Origin of the sequence: Yersinia thracica, assembly GCF_902170565.1 — a bacterium.
Classification (GTDB): domain Bacteria; phylum Pseudomonadota; class Gammaproteobacteria; order Enterobacterales; family Enterobacteriaceae; genus Yersinia; species Yersinia thracica.
This window is the reverse complement of sequence record NZ_CABHXX010000095.1, coordinates 294,192-311,434: the sequence shown is the minus strand read 5'-3', so window position 1 is coordinate 311,434 and position 17,243 is coordinate 294,192. Positions and strand designations below refer to the sequence as shown.

Genomic DNA, 17,243 nt, shown 5'->3' with positions numbered 1-17,243 from the left:
ACAAATGATTATTGTGATATTCATCATTAACAAATATTGCAAAGCAAACCCCCAACAAACATCACATTATGTAACTTTTAAGTAAAAACCATGCATATTTAATCTCAATTACAGACAAATAGAAAAGCAAACAAACACTCATTTAAAAAACTCACCAATTAAACATTAAAAAACTCAATCAAAAATAACATAAACAACTGTTTTATATCATATATATTTACAACATGGTTATTTTAAAAACCAAATTAAGATTAAGATTAAATAATGAATTAAGCAAAATTCATATTTTTATAAATAGTAAAATGCACTAAATAAGCGCAATAAGACTAATAAAAAGCACCTTTATAGGGCATTGATATTTTATATTAATAAAGGCATAAAGTTTTCTCTACGACTGCCGATGACTCTCAGTAATTATTGTATTCCATTGTTATAAATGAAATCCCCCATTTACTGAGGTTATTATGCGAGTGAACAAACCTGTCAACCGGCAGGAGTATCCTATTGATCGCGATACCACCTTGCAGTCTACCACTGATATTCACGGTAATATCACCTATGCCAATGCTGCCTTTGTGCGTGCCAGTGGCTTTGAATATCAGAACTTGCTGGGTCAACCTCACAATATGGTGCGGCACCCGGATATGCCCCCCGCGGCCTTTGCTGATATGTGGCGGACTTTGAATGCGGGTTTATCCTGGTCATCATTGGTCAAAAATCGTCGTGAAAATGGTGACTATTATTGGGTACGCGCCAATGCTACCCCGCTGCTCCATAAAGACCGTTTGACCGGCTATATTTCAGTGCGAATTGCGCCAACCCGCGAAGAAATTAAACAAGCTGAAGCATTGTATGCCGATTTTAACTCTGGTAAAGCTAAGCAACGCCGCATTGCATTGTATCGCGGGCTGATTGTCCGCACTGGCGTATTATCTTTCCTTTCATTATTTCAAACTCTGTCCTTACGTTGGCGTTTGCGCGGTGCATTATTGACTGCCGCGCTGCTACCGACTTTGGCGGCGATGGGGATTGGAGTGACCGGTTTGCCCTTACTGGGGCTGGGAATAGCTACTCTTTTCAGTAGCTTAATTACCTCATTTTGGTTGGAGCGCCAGGTCGCCCGCCCAATTGCCGCGATTTTGCAGCAAGCACAAGATGTCTCCTCCGGGCAAGCCGGTGATTATGTGCAACTGAATCGTGTTGATGAAATCGGCTATTTAATGCGTAGCGTCAATCAGTTGGGATTAAACCTCCGCTCTCTGACAGATGACGTCAGTGGCCAGGTCGATGGTATTAATACGGCCAGCAGTGACATTGCGGCAGGGAATCGTGAGTTAAAAGTTCGGACCGAACAAGCTACCGCCAATCTACAACATATTGTCAGTGCGACTGAACAACTCGTCGCAACCGTCCAAAACAGCGCCAATAGCGCCAATGAGACGACATCATTAGCCGCGATGAGCAGCCATGCGGCGGAACGCGGTAGTGAGTTAATGCATCAGGTGATTAATACCATGGGCACGATAAATGATTCCAGTCATCGTATTGTCGATATTATCAGTGTGATTGAGGGCATTGCTTTCCAAACCAATATTTTAGCACTTAATGCGGCGGTTGAAGCTGCAAGGGCCGGTGAACAAGGCCGTGGCTTCGCCGTGGTTGCCAGTGAAGTTCGCCATTTGGCTCAACGTTCCTCCACTGCGGCAAAAGAAATTAAGCACCTCATTGAAACGAGTGTGGAGCGGGTTCGCGATGGGAGTAAATTAGTCCAAAATGCCGGTGCTACCATGGATAATATTGTTCAACAAGCCGGTCAGGTTTCCACTTTAATCCGTGAAATCAGTACCTCAACCTATGAGCAGACACAAGCTCTTGGCCAAATTAGCCAGTCGATTGGTCAATTAGACCAAATGACACATCAAAATTCCGCCATGGTGGAACAGTATGCCAGTGCGGCAGAAGAGTTAGCCCACCGCACCCTGCGCCTCACTGCGGCCGTCCGTATCTATCGCCCAGTAAAATAAGGGGCTTTATCCATAATATCCTGTTGAAATAGCGTGAATAAATTGAGTAATTGAGTACCACCAGCACATTATCTGTTATGGATGCTATGGCAGAACATTCATCTGTCATAGCAATAAACAGAAACCCCGCTATAGTGGGTGGGTGGTTATTCAATTATTAAACAAGGAGTTTTATGTCATCACTTAATCAAACATCTGTCCGCGCCCAGCAAGGTGGCACTGATGCAAACTTACCTGGTGAAGATCATTTGATCGCCCATGAAGCTTTGCTTATCGCATTAATGGTTGAATGTGCTAACGAATCAGACAATGATCAATTTTTGTTCAGTGTGCGAGAAACACTTAATGGGATTTTAAGTTCTTCCCGTTATCTTGATGCGAGCAAGATAGCCAACGGCCTGATTGATGAAGCTGATGATAAAGCCAACTGTTAGCCTCTAGCCCTCACTCATGAGGGCTTTTTATTGATAGCGCCAGTCAATACCACCGCTCCGGTTAATCAATAACAGTAAGATAGTTATCATCAACGAATCAAAGCGGCAATATAATCCATCATCCACTTGATGCTAATGCAGTTCTGTGATGGACATAACTGAAAAGTCGTTTTGGTTTCGGCTCTTTTTCATCCTCTATATTGATATAAATCTCATGCATTTCGTGATGTTGAGCGCCAATATTAACGTTAACGACTCAATTACGTGACGAAGATCACTTAATATTCGTTAACCCTGCCCATGCTTTAATATGGTTTTACGTTATCGTTATGCGACAGTGCGCAGTTGACATAATGAGTCAATGTGACAAGTTTATTGGCTCAAATAATATAAGGAGGAAAAGTGCTGCTTGATAAAATCCTACTGGTTGGCATTATGATTTTATTATCACTTTTTGCCTGGTTGTTTTTTTCGCCCTATCATATGTATTCAACGGCTTATGAGTTATTTGAGTTGTTTGGTTTTCAAGAGGGATACAACAACTTAAACTTTAGCTCACCACCGGAAGTATCAAACTAAACGGATAAAAAAACAGGTGCCACTGTGGGTACCTGCTCTCTAGATTTACACACTCTTTATTCCGAGTTTTATTCTGTTTGCTCTATTTCTTCGCGTTCTTTAGGCGGCAGTGCTGAATAACTGGCCACAATCGCCGTAAGAATGATAAATAAGTGCCCTTCTGAAGAGTCGAGTAAGAAGGAATTAAACAGGTGACAAGCCAAATAAGCACAGAGCAATGCTACCAACACATTTCTAATGTGTGTTGGTAAACGCCAGGCAGAACGGAAATAACACCACATCCACCCGAGGAATAAGGCTAAACCGACTATTCCGGATTGCACAGTTTGCATTAAATATTCATTGTGCGGGTTTATGCTATATTCGCTTTGTGAAAGACTGAACCAAAAGCCCCCAGCGCCATGCCCTAAAATAGGCGCTGACTCTATCAGCCTGACAGATTCAAGCATAAATGACGTGCGCATCCCCATCGAACTGTCGCAAGATTCTTTATCCTCCTGGTGGGCGGCCGACAAGCAGGTTTGAACTTCAGTGACACCTTGATGTAGCCGTTCAACTGCACGGTTTGGCACCACCAGCACGATAACTGCGACGATAAATGCTCCCACCAGCATCCCCAAACGCTGACGGGGTGATAATGACAGCAGCCCCCACACCCCAAAAGCAGCCACCAATGCAACATAGCCAGTTCTGCCCTGCACCATAAACACAATGTTATAGACCGCCAGACACACCAGTAGCGCATAGCCCCAGCGTTTAAGCCCATGGCTGCGGAATGCTAAAGAAAGCCATATCACCGCCGCTAAGGCCATAAAGAAGTTATGTGTGATTTGTAACTTAAATACCGTCGGATTTAAGGGGTCAATATGGCCCAACGGCATATGAAGAACACCGACCCAGAGACTGGCGGCCAGGATCACGGCATTGGCCAGTAAAAAACCTTTGGCGAAATAGCGAGCAAGTGAGCGAGAAAGAATGAAAAACATCGCCAATGGCAAGATATACAACAGCTTGGAATACTTGCCGACCATCACTTTGCCATACAGATTGTGCTGCCAAAGCAAAGATAGTGCCAGCAGCAAAAACATGATTGCAGGTAACCAAATCAGCGGGTTTTTTACTAAAACTTTCACATAACGTGTATCGCGGCTCAGCAGTAAACAGATTAAAGCCAATACCATCGACAAGTTCATTATAAAATTAGAAGTGGGTAAACCAATACCTAACAAAAATGCAGTTACACAAGACAAAATACCAACATAGCGATGCGCTGGTGGTGAACTGGGCAAGGTAGCAGGAGAAATCATAAGTCACTCACTTCAGATTAATAACCAAGAGAAGCCGCGTGGCGCACTGGTACCCAGTATCGCAGCCCCAATCTATGACATAACCAATCAGTATACACTGACTGGTTATGAGAAATATTTTAGATAAATGCCGTTATGCCGCGAGTGAACGGAACAGGTAACGGAACCACCATAATGGCCGCCACCAGCCCTTACGTTCGGGGACTGTTGGTGGGCGTGAATGCACTTTTTTGATTTCCCAATTAAAGTTAAGGAATATTCGGCTATGACCATATTCCGCCCCAAATAGGGAAATTTCATTCTTCTTGCGATCATCAATAGGCGCATTGTGCGTCAAATCGCGATCCAGAGAATGGTAGCTTTTCTTCCTATCAACATTACGTTCAATACAGCGATATTGCTTCGGTAGATAGCGCGGTGTGGTGCCATGGTCTTTATGGAACTTCACAAAACGGTAATCTTCCGAACCGTAATGGCCGGCGAATTCTTCGTCATAGCCATAAAGTCTGAAGAATCGCGCTCTGGACATGAAGAACAAATTGGGATGGCCGCGGTAGGCTTTGCCGGTTTTTTCATCCGTACGGTAGATGCGATACAGTGAGCGCCCAGGATTACGCGCATTAACCAAATAACGCAGGGTATCTTCTGGCAGCAAACAGTCTAAATCAGTAATGATGATTTTATCGGATTTAGCGTAAGTTACACCCAAATTACGCGAACCCGCTTGGTTCCACTGGATATCAGTAGTTATTCTTAACCACGTGAAATTTAAATCATAATCTTTTACTTCATACTCTAAGGGGGAGCAATCATCGACAATGACAAACTCTACCGCATCCTTAATATCGTCAGGGTAAGATTCATATTCCTTCAACAAAGACTCAACGGAATCCATATTTCCCTGATTACAGTAAAAATGGGTTACATAAGTCAGTTTGATGTGCTGCTTATCTAACGGATGCCGTGCTTTAACGATTTCCACATCCTTCGTCACAATATAAACCTCTGTTTTAAGAGAGAAAATAAAAAAATATTTATAATTTCTTAAGTTCTGGTGATTAAATGAAATACATATGCTAAATAACTTTGCCGTAAAGGATAAAGAGTTAACCTGACCAGTCAAATATTTTCTTCATATTATTATGGCGGGTCACAGCTCATTCATTGATTTATCCACACAGTTGCAGAATTAGCTGAATGTACTGCAGCAGAGTTTGTGAGGTGACTTAGGAGGAACAAAAACTCACGGAAGCTGGCGCCCCCGTGAGATATAGCTTAACTTGCTGAATTACATGTGTTGAATAATGGCGTCGCCAAATTCACTACATTTCAACAGTTTAGCGCCGTCCATCAAGCGCTCGAAATCATAAGTCACTGTCTTGGCCTGAATCGCGCCTTGAGTGCCTTTGATAATCAAATCAGCGGCTTCGAACCAGCCCATGTGACGCAGCATCATTTCTGCAGACAGAATGATAGAGCCTGGGTTCACCTTATCCTGACCAGCATACTTTGGTGCCGTGCCGTGGGTTGCTTCAAACAATGCGCATTCATCACCAATGTTAGCGCCAGGGGCAATACCGATACCGCCGACCTGTGCAGCCAAGGCATCAGAAATGTAATCGCCATTCAGGTTCATACAGGCGATGACATCATATTCAGCTGGGCGCAGCAAAATTTGTTGCAGGAATGCATCGGCAATAACATCTTTAATAATGATGTCTTTACCGTTGTTTGGATTCTTGATTTTAACCCATGGGCCGCCATCGATCAGCTCACCACCAAATTCCTCACGCGCTAACTGGTAACCCCAGTCTTTAAATGCGCCTTCAGTGAATTTCATAATGTTGCCTTTATGAACCAGAGTAACTGATTCACGATCGTTGGTAATGGCGTACTCAATGGCAGCACGAACCAAGCGCTTAGTCCCTTCTTCTGAACAAGGTTTCACACCAATACCACATTGTTCAGGGAAACGGATTTTCTTCACACCCATCTCTTCACGCAGGAACTTAATCACTTTTTCAGCTTCTGGTGAGCCCGCTTTCCATTCAATACCCGCATAGATGTCTTCCGCATTTTCACGGAAAATCACCATATTGGTCAATTCAGGATGTTTTACCGGGCTTGGAGTTCCCTCGTAATAACGCACTGGGCGCAGACACACATACAAGTCGAGTTGTTGGCGCAAAGCAACGTTCAGAGAACGAATACCGCCGCCCACTGGCGTGGTTAATGGGCCTTTAATGGCAACGCGATATTCACGAATCAGATCCAATGTTTCTTCTGGCAGCCAAACATCTTTGCCATAAACATGTGTTGATTTCTCACCGGTATAGATTTCCATCCAGGAGATTTTACGCTCACCTTTATAGGCTTTCTTAACCGCAGCATCTACCACGTTGATCATGGCTGGGGTCACATCGACGCCAATGCCATCACCTTCAATAAATGGAATGATCGGATTATGCGGAACAACCAGTTTACCCTGAGCATCGACAGTAATTTTATGACCTTCTGCCGGAACCACTACTTTGCTTTCCATCAACCTCTCCTTCAGCGCAATTTTGTTAATGCCTTGTAAGATTCGTGTCAATACTACTTGAATATTCGTTCCACGCCAATCCGAAACAGATTGAGGTATAATGCGCTAATCATTCGGAATCGCAATAATCATGAATAAATTCTCTGTTAAAAATCACAAAGTTAACCGATTCAGCACCAAGACACAGGAGAAACAAATCAAGCCTATTGCCCCACGTCGCGTACTGTTATTCAACAAGCCTTTTGATGTGTTACCGCAATTTACTGATGAGTCTGGGCGCTCAACTTTGAAGGAATTTATCCCTTTTAGTGATGTTTATGCGGCGGGCCGACTCGATCGTGATAGCGAAGGTTTGCTGGTTTTAACCAATGATGGCAAATTACAAGCCAGGCTCACGCAGCCCGCCCAGAAAACCGGTAAAGTTTATTTTGTACAAGTCGAAGGGGTGCCGGGCGATGATGCGCTCAGTCAGTTAAGGGCCGGGATGACCTTAAAAGACGGCCCCACTTTACCCGCAGGTGCCGAATTAGTCAGCGAACCAGAGTGGTTATGGCCGCGTAACCCGCCCATTAGGGAGCGCAAAACCATTCCTACAAGCTGGCTAAAAATAACCCTTTTTGAAGGGCGCAACCGACAAGTTCGCAGAATGACCGCCCATATTGGCTTCCCTACCCTGCGTCTGATACGTTTTAGTATGGGAAATTTAAGCTTGGGCAACCTACAGCCCGGCGAATGGAAGGAGATAAACCATGTTTAAGCCCCATGTGACTGTGGCTTGTGTCGTGCATGCTAACGGGAAATTTTTAGTTGTTGAGGAGACTATCAACGGCAAAAAGTTATGGAATCAACCGGCGGGTCATTTAGAAGCCGATGAAACCCTGGTGCAGGCCGCCGAAAGGGAACTGTGGGAAGAAACCGGCATTCGAGCCAACCCGCAATCTTTTCTGCGTATGCATCAGTGGATTGCGCCGGATAAAACTCCGTTTCTCCGCTTCGCTTTTGTGATTGAGCTGGAAGAACCCGTCGCCACCGCCCCTCAAGATGACGATATCGACTGCTGCCACTGGCTCACTGCAGATGAAATATTGCAATCAGATAATTTACGCTCGCCGCTGGTTGCTGAGAGTATCCGCTGTTACCAACAGCCCGAGCGCTATTCGCTTGATCTGGTTGGCTCATTTAACTGGCCGCTATAAACAGCAGATTTGATTTATTCAGCTAATTTTGCTCAGGCTGAGGATCCACTATGCTGTGAAGTAAACAACCATGCAGTGAAGCAAACAACGTGATAAAATCCGGCGCTTGTTTTTATAATGCCTCACCCGCGCTGAGAAATGAGTCGGATAATATCATCCGCCACCGCCATCGCAGGGGCTTTAGGTATTTACGTTAGTGAGACTCCCATGTCAGATAACAGCCAGAAAAAAGTAATCGTCGGTATGTCCGGCGGTGTCGATTCTTCCGTTTCCGCCTACCTGCTTCAGCAACAGGGTTACCAAGTTGCCGGCTTGTTCATGAAGAACTGGGAAGAGGATGATGGCGAAGAATATTGCTCTGCAGCGACCGATCTGGCCGATGCTCAAGCAGTATGTGACAAACTGGGCATGGAGTTGCACACCGTCAATTTTGCCGCAGAATACTGGGATAATGTGTTCGAATTGTTCCTTGAAGAATACAAGGCCGGGCGTACCCCCAACCCCGATATTCTGTGTAATAAAGAAATCAAATTTAAAGCATTCTTGGAATTCGCCGCCGAAGACTTGGGCGCGGACTATATTGCTACCGGTCACTATGTCCGTCGTCAGGATGTTGAGGGTAAAAGCCGTTTGCTCCGTGGCCTTGATGGCAATAAAGACCAAAGCTATTTCCTCTACACCTTAAGTCACGAACAGCTGGCTCAAAGCCTGTTCCCGGTTGGGGAATTAGAAAAACCCGAAGTTCGCCACATTGCTGAACAACTTGACCTGGTCACCGCCAAGAAAAAAGACTCTACCGGCATTTGCTTTATCGGTGAGCGCAAATTCCGTGATTTTCTCGGCCGCTATCTGCCCGCTCAACCCGGCCCAATCATGACCGTAGACGGCCAACATGTGGGTGAACATCAGGGTTTGATGTATCACACGCTGGGCCAACGCAAAGGTTTAGGCATTGGCGGTACCAAAGAAGGTGGCGATGACCCATGGTATGTTGTGGATAAAGATGTTGCCAATAACATCTTGCTGGTGGCGCAGGGGCACGAACATCCGCGTTTAATGTCTGTCGGGCTGATTGCCCAACAATTACATTGGGTAGATAGAGAGCCGGTCACCGCCGCTTTCCGCTGTGTGGTGAAAACCCGTTATCGCCAACAGGACATTCCTTGCACCGTGACACCTTTGGATGACGAGCGTGTTGAGGTTCGGTTTGATGAACCCGTGGCGGCAGTAACACCCGGTCAATCGGCTGTTTTCTATCAAGGCGAAGTTTGCCTCGGTGGCGGTATTATTGAAGAGCGTTACCCGCTGATTGGTTCAGCCGCAAACTAATCCAACAACTAATACGTGAACCAGAACGTTTACAGGAGTAACCGTGGCGAAAAACTATTATGATATTACGTTGGCATTGGCAGGAATCTGCCAGTCAGCTCGCTTGGTTCAGCAATTGGCTCATGAAGGCCAATGCGATAATGATGCATTAAGTACCCTGCTGGGTGGGTTGCTGCAAACCAATCCGTCTTCAACTTTAGCGGTGTATGGCGGTAATGAGCAATCCCTGAAAATGGGGCTGGAAACACTACAGAGTGTGTTAAACGCCAACCGACAGGGGCCAGCGGCTGAACTAACTCGCTATACCCTGAGCCTCATGGTGCTTGAAAGAAAGCTCAATGCCAATAAATCGGCCATGAATACCTTAGGTGACCGCATCAGCCAGCTTGATCGCCAACTGGCGCATTTCGATCTCGAATCTGAAACGATGATGAGTTCGCTGGCAGCTATTTATACCGATGTTATCAGCCCCCTCGGCCCACGCATTCAAGTTATTGGATCTCCGGCTATTTTACAAAGCACATTGGTGCAGGCAAAAATTCGTGCCACCCTGCTGGCGGGGATCCGTTCAGCCGTGCTTTGGCAACAAGTCGGCGGAGGCCGCTTGCAGTTAATGTTCTCGCGAAATCGTCTGTTTAAGCAGGCGCAGAGTATTCTTGCTCATAATTGACATTCTTTATCAGGAGTTGCCACCAATGGAATTATCCTCACTGACTGCCGTTTCCCCTATTGATGGGCGCTACGGCGATAAAGTCAGCGCACTGCGCCCAATCTTTAGCGAATTTGGTTTGCTGAAATTCCGTGTGCAGGTCGAAGTACGTTGGCTGCAAAAATTGGCCGCCTGTGCAGAAATCAAAGAAGTCCCGGCTTTTGATGCCGACGCAAACGCTTACCTCGATAAGATAGTGCAAGATTTCAATGAACAGGATGCACAGCGCATCAAAACCATTGAGCGCACGACGAATCATGATGTAAAAGCTGTCGAATACTTTCTGAAAGAGAAAGTGGAGAGTGTTCCAGCGCTGCATGCAGTGTCAGAATTCATCCACTTCGCTTGTACTTCAGAAGACATCAACAACCTGTCGCACGCCCTAATGCTGCAAACCGCCCGTCAGGATGTGGTATTGCCGATGTGGCGTCAGCTGATTGATTCGATTAAGGCGCTGGCTCACCAACATCGTGATTTGCCGCTGCTTTCTCGTACTCACGGCCAGCCAGCAACACCGTCCACCATCGGTAAAGAATTAGCGAATGTGGCTTACCGCATGGAGCGCCAGTTCCGCCAACTGTCACAAGTGGAAATTTTAGGCAAAATCAATGGTGCAGTGGGTAACTACAATGCTCACATCGTTGCTTACCCTGAAGTTGACTGGCACCAGTTCAGTGAAAGTTTTGTCACTTCATTGGGCATCAACTGGAACCCCTACACCACACAAATCGAACCGCACGATTACATTGCTGAACTTTTCGACTGTGTGGCACGTTTCAATACCATTCTGATCGATTTTGACCGTGATATCTGGGGTTATATTGCATTGAATCACTTCAAGCAAAAAACCATCGCCGGCGAAATTGGTTCAAGCACCATGCCACATAAAGTGAACCCAATTGATTTCGAGAACTCCGAGGGCAATCTGGGCCTGGCTAATGCGGTATTAGGCCATTTAGCCAGCAAACTCCCGGTTTCGCGCTGGCAGCGTGACCTGACAGACTCCACAGTGCTGCGTAACTTGGGTGTGGGCTTGGGCTACGCCGTCATTGCCTATCAGGCAACCATGAAAGGCATTAGCAAGTTGGAAGTCAACGAAGCGCACCTGTTGGAAGAACTGGACCATAACTGGGAAGTGCTGGCTGAACCTATCCAAACTGTCATGCGCCGTTATGGGATTGAAAAACCTTATGAAAAATTAAAGGAATTGACTCGCGGAAAACGTGTCGATGCAGCGGGTATGCAAGCATTTATCGACAGTCTCGCGCTGCCGGAAGAAGAAAAAACCCGGTTGAAGGCCATGACCCCGGCTAATTATATTGGCCGCGCCACGACGATGGTAGATGAATTGAAGTAATGCTTTAGTCTCAAATACAGGTGGTGAACCAACGCCACCTGTATAACCCCCTATTTTTCTTATTCCTCCGCGTACTGCCCCTGTTTAGCCCCGGTTTAGCTGTTGTCATTGATAATACTGATGATGTCAAAAGGACGTTACAATCACTGGAGCTATTCTCATTATGTTGAAGAAAACACTACTTTCTCTCGCCCTGATAGGGACTTGCACTACCGCCATTGCCGCTGATTACACTTATGTCGCCGGTGGCCTGCAATATGGTTCAATCAGTAGTAATGAACGTTTTGATAAGCAATTTAATCAGAGTAATTACAGCCAGGTTGGCAACCGTAACATGGGTGGCATTTATTTGAATGGCGGCTATGGTTTTGATAACGACTTGTTTATTGATGGTCGTATAAGCAGCATTGTCAATAGTGACCGGGGTCTGGCAGAAGCCATATTGGGTCTGGGCTACCATATGCCATTCTCACCCAATATTGATGTTTATACTTTGGTCGGCGGCAGCCGCCACGCCATGGTATTTGATGCCAGCAAAAACGGTGAAAAAACGAATACTTACAATAGTGTTACCGGTGAAATTGGTATTAAAAGCAAATTATCACAAGATATCGGTCTGGACGTTGCCTACCGTCTGGCAAGCTATGATGACCGCGCTTTCCATGAAGCGCGAATAACCACTGACTACGCTCTAACAGAAAGCTTGGCTGCTGAAGTGGGTTATACCTACCATAACTGGAAAGTCAGTGATCAGGCGATGCAAGTCGGTTTACGTTACGCTTTCTAAGTCACTGTTTTAATTTTTACTTGTCGGGTAATATTAGATTACCCGATTAATGTCTTATCGAGGAATGTGGTATGCGGGTTTTAGTTGTCGAAGATAATGCTTTGTTGCGTCACCATCTTACGGTGCAAATGCGTGAAATGGGCCATCAGGTAGACGCCGCAGAAGATGCCAAAGAAGCAGACTATTTCTTGCAAGAGCATGCTCCTGATATCGCCATTATTGACCTTGGCTTACCGGGTGAAGATGGGTTGAGCCTTATCCGTCGCTGGCGCAGCCATCAAACAAATCTGCCGATTCTGGTGCTCACTGCTCGGGAAAGTTGGCAAGATAAAGTTGCGGTGCTGGAAGCCGGTGCCGATGATTACGTGACCAAACCTTTTCATCTGGAGGAAGTCATTGCGCGGATGCAAGCATTAATGCGGCGTAATATTGGTTTAGCCTCTCAGGTGATTGAATTCCCTCCGTTTCAGATTGATCTCTCACGGCGAGAGTTGTGCGTCAATCAGCAACAGATTAAACTGACTGCCTTCGAATACACTATCATTGAAACCCTGATTCGTAATGCCGGAAAGGTTGTCAGCAAAGATACATTAATGCTGCAACTCTATCCTGATGCAGAACTCCGCGAAAGCCACACTATTGACGTATTAATGGGGCGTTTGCGTAAAAAAATGCAGGCAAAACATGAAGGAGAGGTGATTACAACCATCCGTGGTCAAGGGTACCGTTTTGACGCCAACTAGACATCATGCTCAGGAAAAATAACAAACCCTTCTCTCTTCGCGCACGGTTTCTTATGGCGACAGCTGGCGTCATTCTGGCGCTGTCGTTATCTTATGGTATGGTCGCCGTCGTCGGCTATATTGTCAGTTTTGATAAAAATACATTCAGCGCACATCGTGGCGAAAGTAACTTATTTTTCAGTCTGGCCCAATGGCAAAATAATAGGCTTAGCATCTCAGTGCCGCCTGAGCTTGAGCTGAATATCCCAACTCTGGTTCTGATTTATGATAAAGATGGCAATATCCTGTGGCGTCAGCGGCATGTGCCCGAACTTGAGTCTCATATCGAAAAAAGCTGGTTACAAAAACCGGGGTTTTATGAGTTGGATACCGGAACACATATCAGTAGCATGATGCTGGGTGATAATCCGAAAGCACAAGACCAGCTCAAAAAATATGACGATACCGACAACAGCGCGTTAACTCACTCCGTATCCGTGAATACTTATCCCGCAACATCCCGCTTACCGCAGCTCACCATTGTAGTTGTCGATACTATTCCGCAGGAATTGCAGCGCTCAGACTTGGTTTGGAACTGGTTTAGCTATGTCTTACTGGCAAATTTACTGTTAGTTGTTCCCTTGCTTTGGCTTGCCGCCTATTGGAGCCTAAGACCGATTAAAGCACTGGTCAGCCAGATAAATCAGTTAGAAAAAGGTGAGCGCGAACAATTGGATGAGAATCCACCTCGTGAATTGCAAAGTTTGGTCCGAAATCTCAATATTTTGCTCACCAATGAACGCCAGCGTTATACCAAATACCGCACGACACTCTCAGACCTGACTCATAGTCTCAAAACGCCACTGGCAGTATTGCAAACAACTTTGCGCTCTTTACGCACCGGTAAGCAGACAACTATTGAAGAGGTCGAACCTATCATGCTCGAGCAGATAAGTCGTATCTCTCAGCAAATTGGTTATTATCTGCATCGGGCCAGCATGCGTTCTGAACATAACGTATTGATTCGTGAGATTCATTCTGTTCCCGCCCTACTCGATAGCTTGTGCAGTGCGCTAAATAAAGTGTATCAACGCAAAGGCGTGGTATTGACGTTGGACATCTCGCCTGAAGTGACTTTCCTCGGCGAACGGAATGACTTCATGGAAGTGATGGGCAATGTTCTGGAAAACGCGTGCAAATATTGCCTGGAATTTGTCGAAATAACCGCCCTACACTCAGAGAAGCAGCTCACTATTGTCATTGACGACGATGGGCCGGGCATTCCTGAAAGTAAACGGCAATTAATTTTCCAACGCGGCCAACGCGTGGACACTTTACGCCCGGGGCAAGGGCTTGGATTGTCCGTTGCCGCTGAAATTATTGAACAGTATCACGGTAAGATAACCATCACTGAAAGCCACTTAGGTGGCGCAAGGATGATGGTGACCTTTGGCCAGCAAAATGATTATCACGCTGATTAATAAAATTTGCCCGCCAACCCCTGATACTAATGGCAGGCATCCGTTATAATCACAGGCAAGTTCACCCCCTATCCTGGAATAAACATGGATTACCAACTCAATCTCGATTGGCCCGATTTTCTACAGCGCTATTGGCAGAAACGCCCCGTCATCCTCAAACGTGGCTTTACAAACTTTATTGATCCTCTTTCGCCCGATGAGCTTGCTGGTTTAGCAATGGAAAATGAAGTCGATAGCCGCCTGGTGAGCCATGAAGAGGGTCGCTGGCAAGTAAGCCATGGCCCATTTGAGAGTTTTGATCACTTAGGTGAAACTAATTGGTCGCTGTTGGTACAGGCGGTTGATCATTGGCATGAACCCGCAGCCGCTTTAATGCGCCCATTCCGCAAGCTTTCTGACTGGCGGATGGATGATTTAATGATTTCGTTCTCTGTCCCTGGTGGGGGTGTTGGCCCGCATTTTGACCAATATGACGTTTTTATCATTCAAGGCACGGGCCGTCGTCGCTGGCGGGTCGGTGAGAAAACGGAAATGAAGCAGCATTGCCCCCATCCGGACTTGCTGCAAGTCGGGCCATTCGACGCCATTATTGATGAAGAAATGGAGCCGGGCGATATTCTCTATATTCCACCGGGCTTCCCTCATGAAGGCTATGCTCTTGAAAATGCGTTGAATTACTCAGTCGGTTTCCGTGCACCTAATGGCCGTGAACTGGTCAGCGGTTTTGCTGACTATGTGCTTTCTCGCGAGTTGGGCAGTTATCGCTACAGCGATCCGGACTTGCAATTGCGGGAACATCCAGCCGAAGTGCTGCCACAAGAAGTCGATAAACTTCGCACCATGATGCTCGATTTAGTCCAGCAACCGGCTGAGTTCCAAAACTGGTTTGGCGAATTTATTTCTCAATCACGCCATGAGCTGGATATCGCCCCACCAGAACCCCCTTATCAGGCGGGTGATGTCTATGAATTACTCCAACAAGGCGAAGAATTACAAAGACTTGCTGGCCTGCGTGTTCTGCGTATTGGTGACCAGTGTTTTGCTAATGGTGAATTGATTAATACGCCGCACTTATCAGCCGCTGATGCATTATGTCAGCACTTCAGTGTTGATGCGCAGAAGTTGGGTGATGCGCTGGAAGATCCGTCCTTCCTGGCCATGCTGACCGCACTGGTGAACAGCGGCTATTGGTATTTTAACGACTAATATTTCGGACTTATCACACAAACGCCCCGATAAACGGGGCGTTTTAACAGCCGGCCAGATTTATGACTCTTTAGCCCGTTTGGCCGTCAATTCAGCAATTCTCATGATAACCGCCACCGCTTTTTCCATCCCTTCCAATGTTATAAACTCATGTTTACCATGATAATTATAGCCGCCGGTAAAGATATTGGGGCAAGGTAAACCCATGAAAGATAGCTGAGCGCCGTCAGTACCACCACGGATTGGCTTCATAATCGGCGTGATATCGCAATCACGCATCGCCTGCTGTGCTATCTCAATGATATGTGGATGCTTAATAATATGCTCACGCATATTGTAATAACTATCATCCATAACGATTTCGATATAACAGTCACGGTGTAAACCTTTACCAACCCGCTTGGCGATATCTACCATATTCTTCTTGCGAGCTTCAAATCCATCGCGGTTAAAATCGCGCACGATATAGTGCATTTCTGCCCGTTCAACCGAGCCTTTAATGCTTTGCAGATGATAAAAGCCGTCATAACCCTCTGTACATTCAGGGGTTTCATTCGCCGGTAATTCCTGATGGAAACGGGTTGCCAGCGACAGTGCATTCACCATCACCCCTTTAGCACTCCCAGGATGAACATTGTTACCGACAATTTTTATTGTCACCGCAGCCGCATTAAAATTCTCAAACTCGAGTTCGCCGACACCGCCGCCATCCACGGTATAAGCCCATTGGGCATCAAACTCCGCCACATTAAAGAAGCGCGCGCCCTTCCCCACTTCTTCATCTGGCGTGAATGCGATACGGATATCCCCATGAGGAACATTATTGTGCTTTAAGCGCACCATGGCGGTGATAATTTCCGCAATGCCCGCTTTATCGTCCGCACCTAATAGGGTCTTACCGTCAGTGGTAATCAAGGTGTGCCCAAGCAATTGATGCAGGACGGGGAACATGACCGGGGACAGAACCTCATCACCTATTCCCAAAGCAATATCACCACCACGGTAGTTTTCTACAATCTGTGGATTAACATTTTTCCCCGAGAAATCGGGTGAAGTGTCGAGATGAGCAATAAAACCAACCGTGGGGACCGGCCAGGCAACATTTGCAGGCAATGTTGCCATCACACAGCCGTGGTCACTCAAATTAACCTGAGAAAACCCCAGCGACAGCAACTCCTGTTGCAACGCCAGAGCCAGCTTGCGCTGCCCTTCAGTGCTCGGCACGGATTTTACATTGGCTTTTGCTTGGGTATCAAAAGAAACATAGTTGAAAAAGCGGTCGAGTAATTTGTCCATGGTTCCCACCTTCATAATAGTGAATATCATTATGGGGAAGTGATCACCATCAAATATTGCGTCAGGTCAGTTTTAGACAAACTTAAGTCAGAATAAAAAAGCAATATAGGAACAACACCGAGTGTTTGAATGAATGAGTGAGTGCCGCTAACAACGCTGCGGCACCAATTAAGCAGAGTATTACCCAAGTAATTGGCGTTGCAGCTAGGCAGCCAACGAGCAAACCCCGATGAGCTGACTTAAGTCAGTGATTCGGGTGAGTGAGAGCCGCTAA

Annotated in this window: 16 protein-coding genes; 12 read left to right on the top strand and 4 right to left on the bottom strand. The window is 46.2% G+C overall.

Annotated features, from left to right (window positions below):
* The first annotated feature begins 464 nt into the window (after positions 1 to 464).
* The 3 genes from FTA91_RS14330 (at position 465) to FTA91_RS20120 (ending at position 3,037) form a co-directional block, all read left to right on the top strand.
* Positions 465 to 2,024: a methyl-accepting chemotaxis protein gene (locus tag FTA91_RS14330; protein ID WP_050116390.1), complete on the top strand. Its 1,560-nt coding sequence runs from the start codon at positions 465 to 467 to the stop codon at positions 2,022 to 2,024.
* A 173-nt stretch (positions 2,025 to 2,197) separates the two neighbouring features.
* Positions 2,198 to 2,458 carry a hypothetical protein gene (locus FTA91_RS14325; protein ID WP_004389815.1) on the top strand — a complete coding sequence of 87 codons (261 nt, stop codon included), beginning with the start codon at positions 2,198 to 2,200 and terminating at the stop codon, positions 2,456 to 2,458.
* 402 nt (positions 2,459 to 2,860) lie between these two features.
* A complete protein-coding gene (locus FTA91_RS20120) occupies positions 2,861 to 3,037 on the top strand; it encodes a hypothetical protein (protein ID WP_174635085.1) in 177 nt (58 codons plus the stop codon).
* A 68-nt stretch (positions 3,038 to 3,105) separates the two neighbouring features.
* Here FTA91_RS20120 and FTA91_RS14320 read toward each other — a convergent pair whose 3' ends face one another.
* From FTA91_RS14320 to icd, 3 genes are all read right to left on the bottom strand, one after another.
* Complete coding sequence (locus tag FTA91_RS14320; RefSeq protein ID WP_145536230.1) at positions 3,106 to 4,326, bottom strand: O-antigen ligase family protein; 1,221 nt, start codon at positions 4,324 to 4,326, stop codon at positions 3,106 to 3,108.
* Positions 4,327 to 4,477: 151 nt separating this feature from the next.
* Complete coding sequence (locus tag FTA91_RS14315; protein ID WP_050116388.1) at positions 4,478 to 5,338, bottom strand: glycosyltransferase family A protein; 861 nt, start codon at positions 5,336 to 5,338, stop codon at positions 4,478 to 4,480.
* Between the two features lie 294 nt (positions 5,339 to 5,632).
* On the bottom strand, positions 5,633 to 6,886 hold the full coding sequence (icd, locus tag FTA91_RS14310; protein WP_145536222.1) for an NADP-dependent isocitrate dehydrogenase: 1,254 nt from the start codon (positions 6,884 to 6,886) through the stop codon (positions 5,633 to 5,635).
* 130 nt (positions 6,887 to 7,016) lie between these two features.
* Here icd and rluE point away from each other — a divergent pair, with 130 nt between their 5' ends.
* The 9 genes from rluE to FTA91_RS14265 all read left to right on the top strand — a co-directional run bounded on the left by rluE (position 7,017) and on the right by FTA91_RS14265 (position 15,673).
* Complete coding sequence (gene rluE, locus FTA91_RS14305; protein ID WP_145536221.1) at positions 7,017 to 7,643, top strand: 23S rRNA pseudouridine(2457) synthase RluE; 627 nt, start codon at positions 7,017 to 7,019, stop codon at positions 7,641 to 7,643.
* Positions 7,636 to 8,082 (top strand): NUDIX hydrolase, encoded by a 447-nt coding sequence (locus tag FTA91_RS14300; protein WP_145536220.1) that lies wholly within the window; start codon positions 7,636 to 7,638, stop codon positions 8,080 to 8,082. The genes rluE and FTA91_RS14300 overlap by 8 nt, the downstream gene beginning before the upstream one ends.
* 207 nt (positions 8,083 to 8,289) lie before the next feature.
* On the top strand, positions 8,290 to 9,411 hold the full coding sequence (gene mnmA / locus FTA91_RS14295) for a tRNA 2-thiouridine(34) synthase MnmA (protein WP_145536219.1): 1,122 nt from the start codon (positions 8,290 to 8,292) through the stop codon (positions 9,409 to 9,411).
* Positions 9,412 to 9,454: 43 nt separating this feature from the next.
* Entirely contained in the window at positions 9,455 to 10,081 is a 627-nt protein-coding gene (gene hflD / locus FTA91_RS14290; protein ID WP_050116383.1) for a high frequency lysogenization protein HflD, read from the top strand.
* Positions 10,082 to 10,106: 25 nt separating this feature from the next.
* Positions 10,107 to 11,477: an adenylosuccinate lyase gene (gene purB, locus FTA91_RS14285; RefSeq protein WP_145536218.1), complete on the top strand. Its 1,371-nt coding sequence runs from the start codon at positions 10,107 to 10,109 to the stop codon at positions 11,475 to 11,477.
* A gap of 163 nt (positions 11,478 to 11,640) precedes the next feature.
* Complete coding sequence (locus FTA91_RS14280) at positions 11,641 to 12,264, top strand: YPO1635 family putative outer membrane beta-barrel protein (RefSeq protein WP_050116381.1); 624 nt, start codon at positions 11,641 to 11,643, stop codon at positions 12,262 to 12,264.
* Positions 12,265 to 12,335: 71 nt separating this feature from the next.
* The gene (phoP, locus tag FTA91_RS14275; protein ID WP_004389792.1) at positions 12,336 to 13,007 is read left to right on the top strand and encodes a two-component system response regulator PhoP; all 672 of its coding nucleotides are present in this window, start codon (positions 12,336 to 12,338) and stop codon (positions 13,005 to 13,007) included.
* A gap of 5 nt (positions 13,008 to 13,012) precedes the next feature.
* Positions 13,013 to 14,467 carry a two-component system sensor histidine kinase PhoQ gene (gene phoQ, locus FTA91_RS14270; protein ID WP_050116380.1) on the top strand — a complete coding sequence of 485 codons (1,455 nt, stop codon included), beginning with the start codon at positions 13,013 to 13,015 and terminating at the stop codon, positions 14,465 to 14,467.
* Between the two features lie 84 nt (positions 14,468 to 14,551).
* Complete coding sequence (locus FTA91_RS14265) at positions 14,552 to 15,673, top strand: ribosomal protein uL16 3-hydroxylase (protein WP_145583524.1); 1,122 nt, start codon at positions 14,552 to 14,554, stop codon at positions 15,671 to 15,673.
* 60 nt (positions 15,674 to 15,733) lie between these two features.
* On the opposite strand, the gene pepT is transcribed toward FTA91_RS14265, so the two are convergent.
* The gene (pepT, locus tag FTA91_RS14260; protein WP_145536216.1) at positions 15,734 to 16,969 is read right to left on the bottom strand and encodes a peptidase T; all 1,236 of its coding nucleotides are present in this window, start codon (positions 16,967 to 16,969) and stop codon (positions 15,734 to 15,736) included.
* Positions 16,970 to 17,243: the final 274 nt, after the last annotated feature.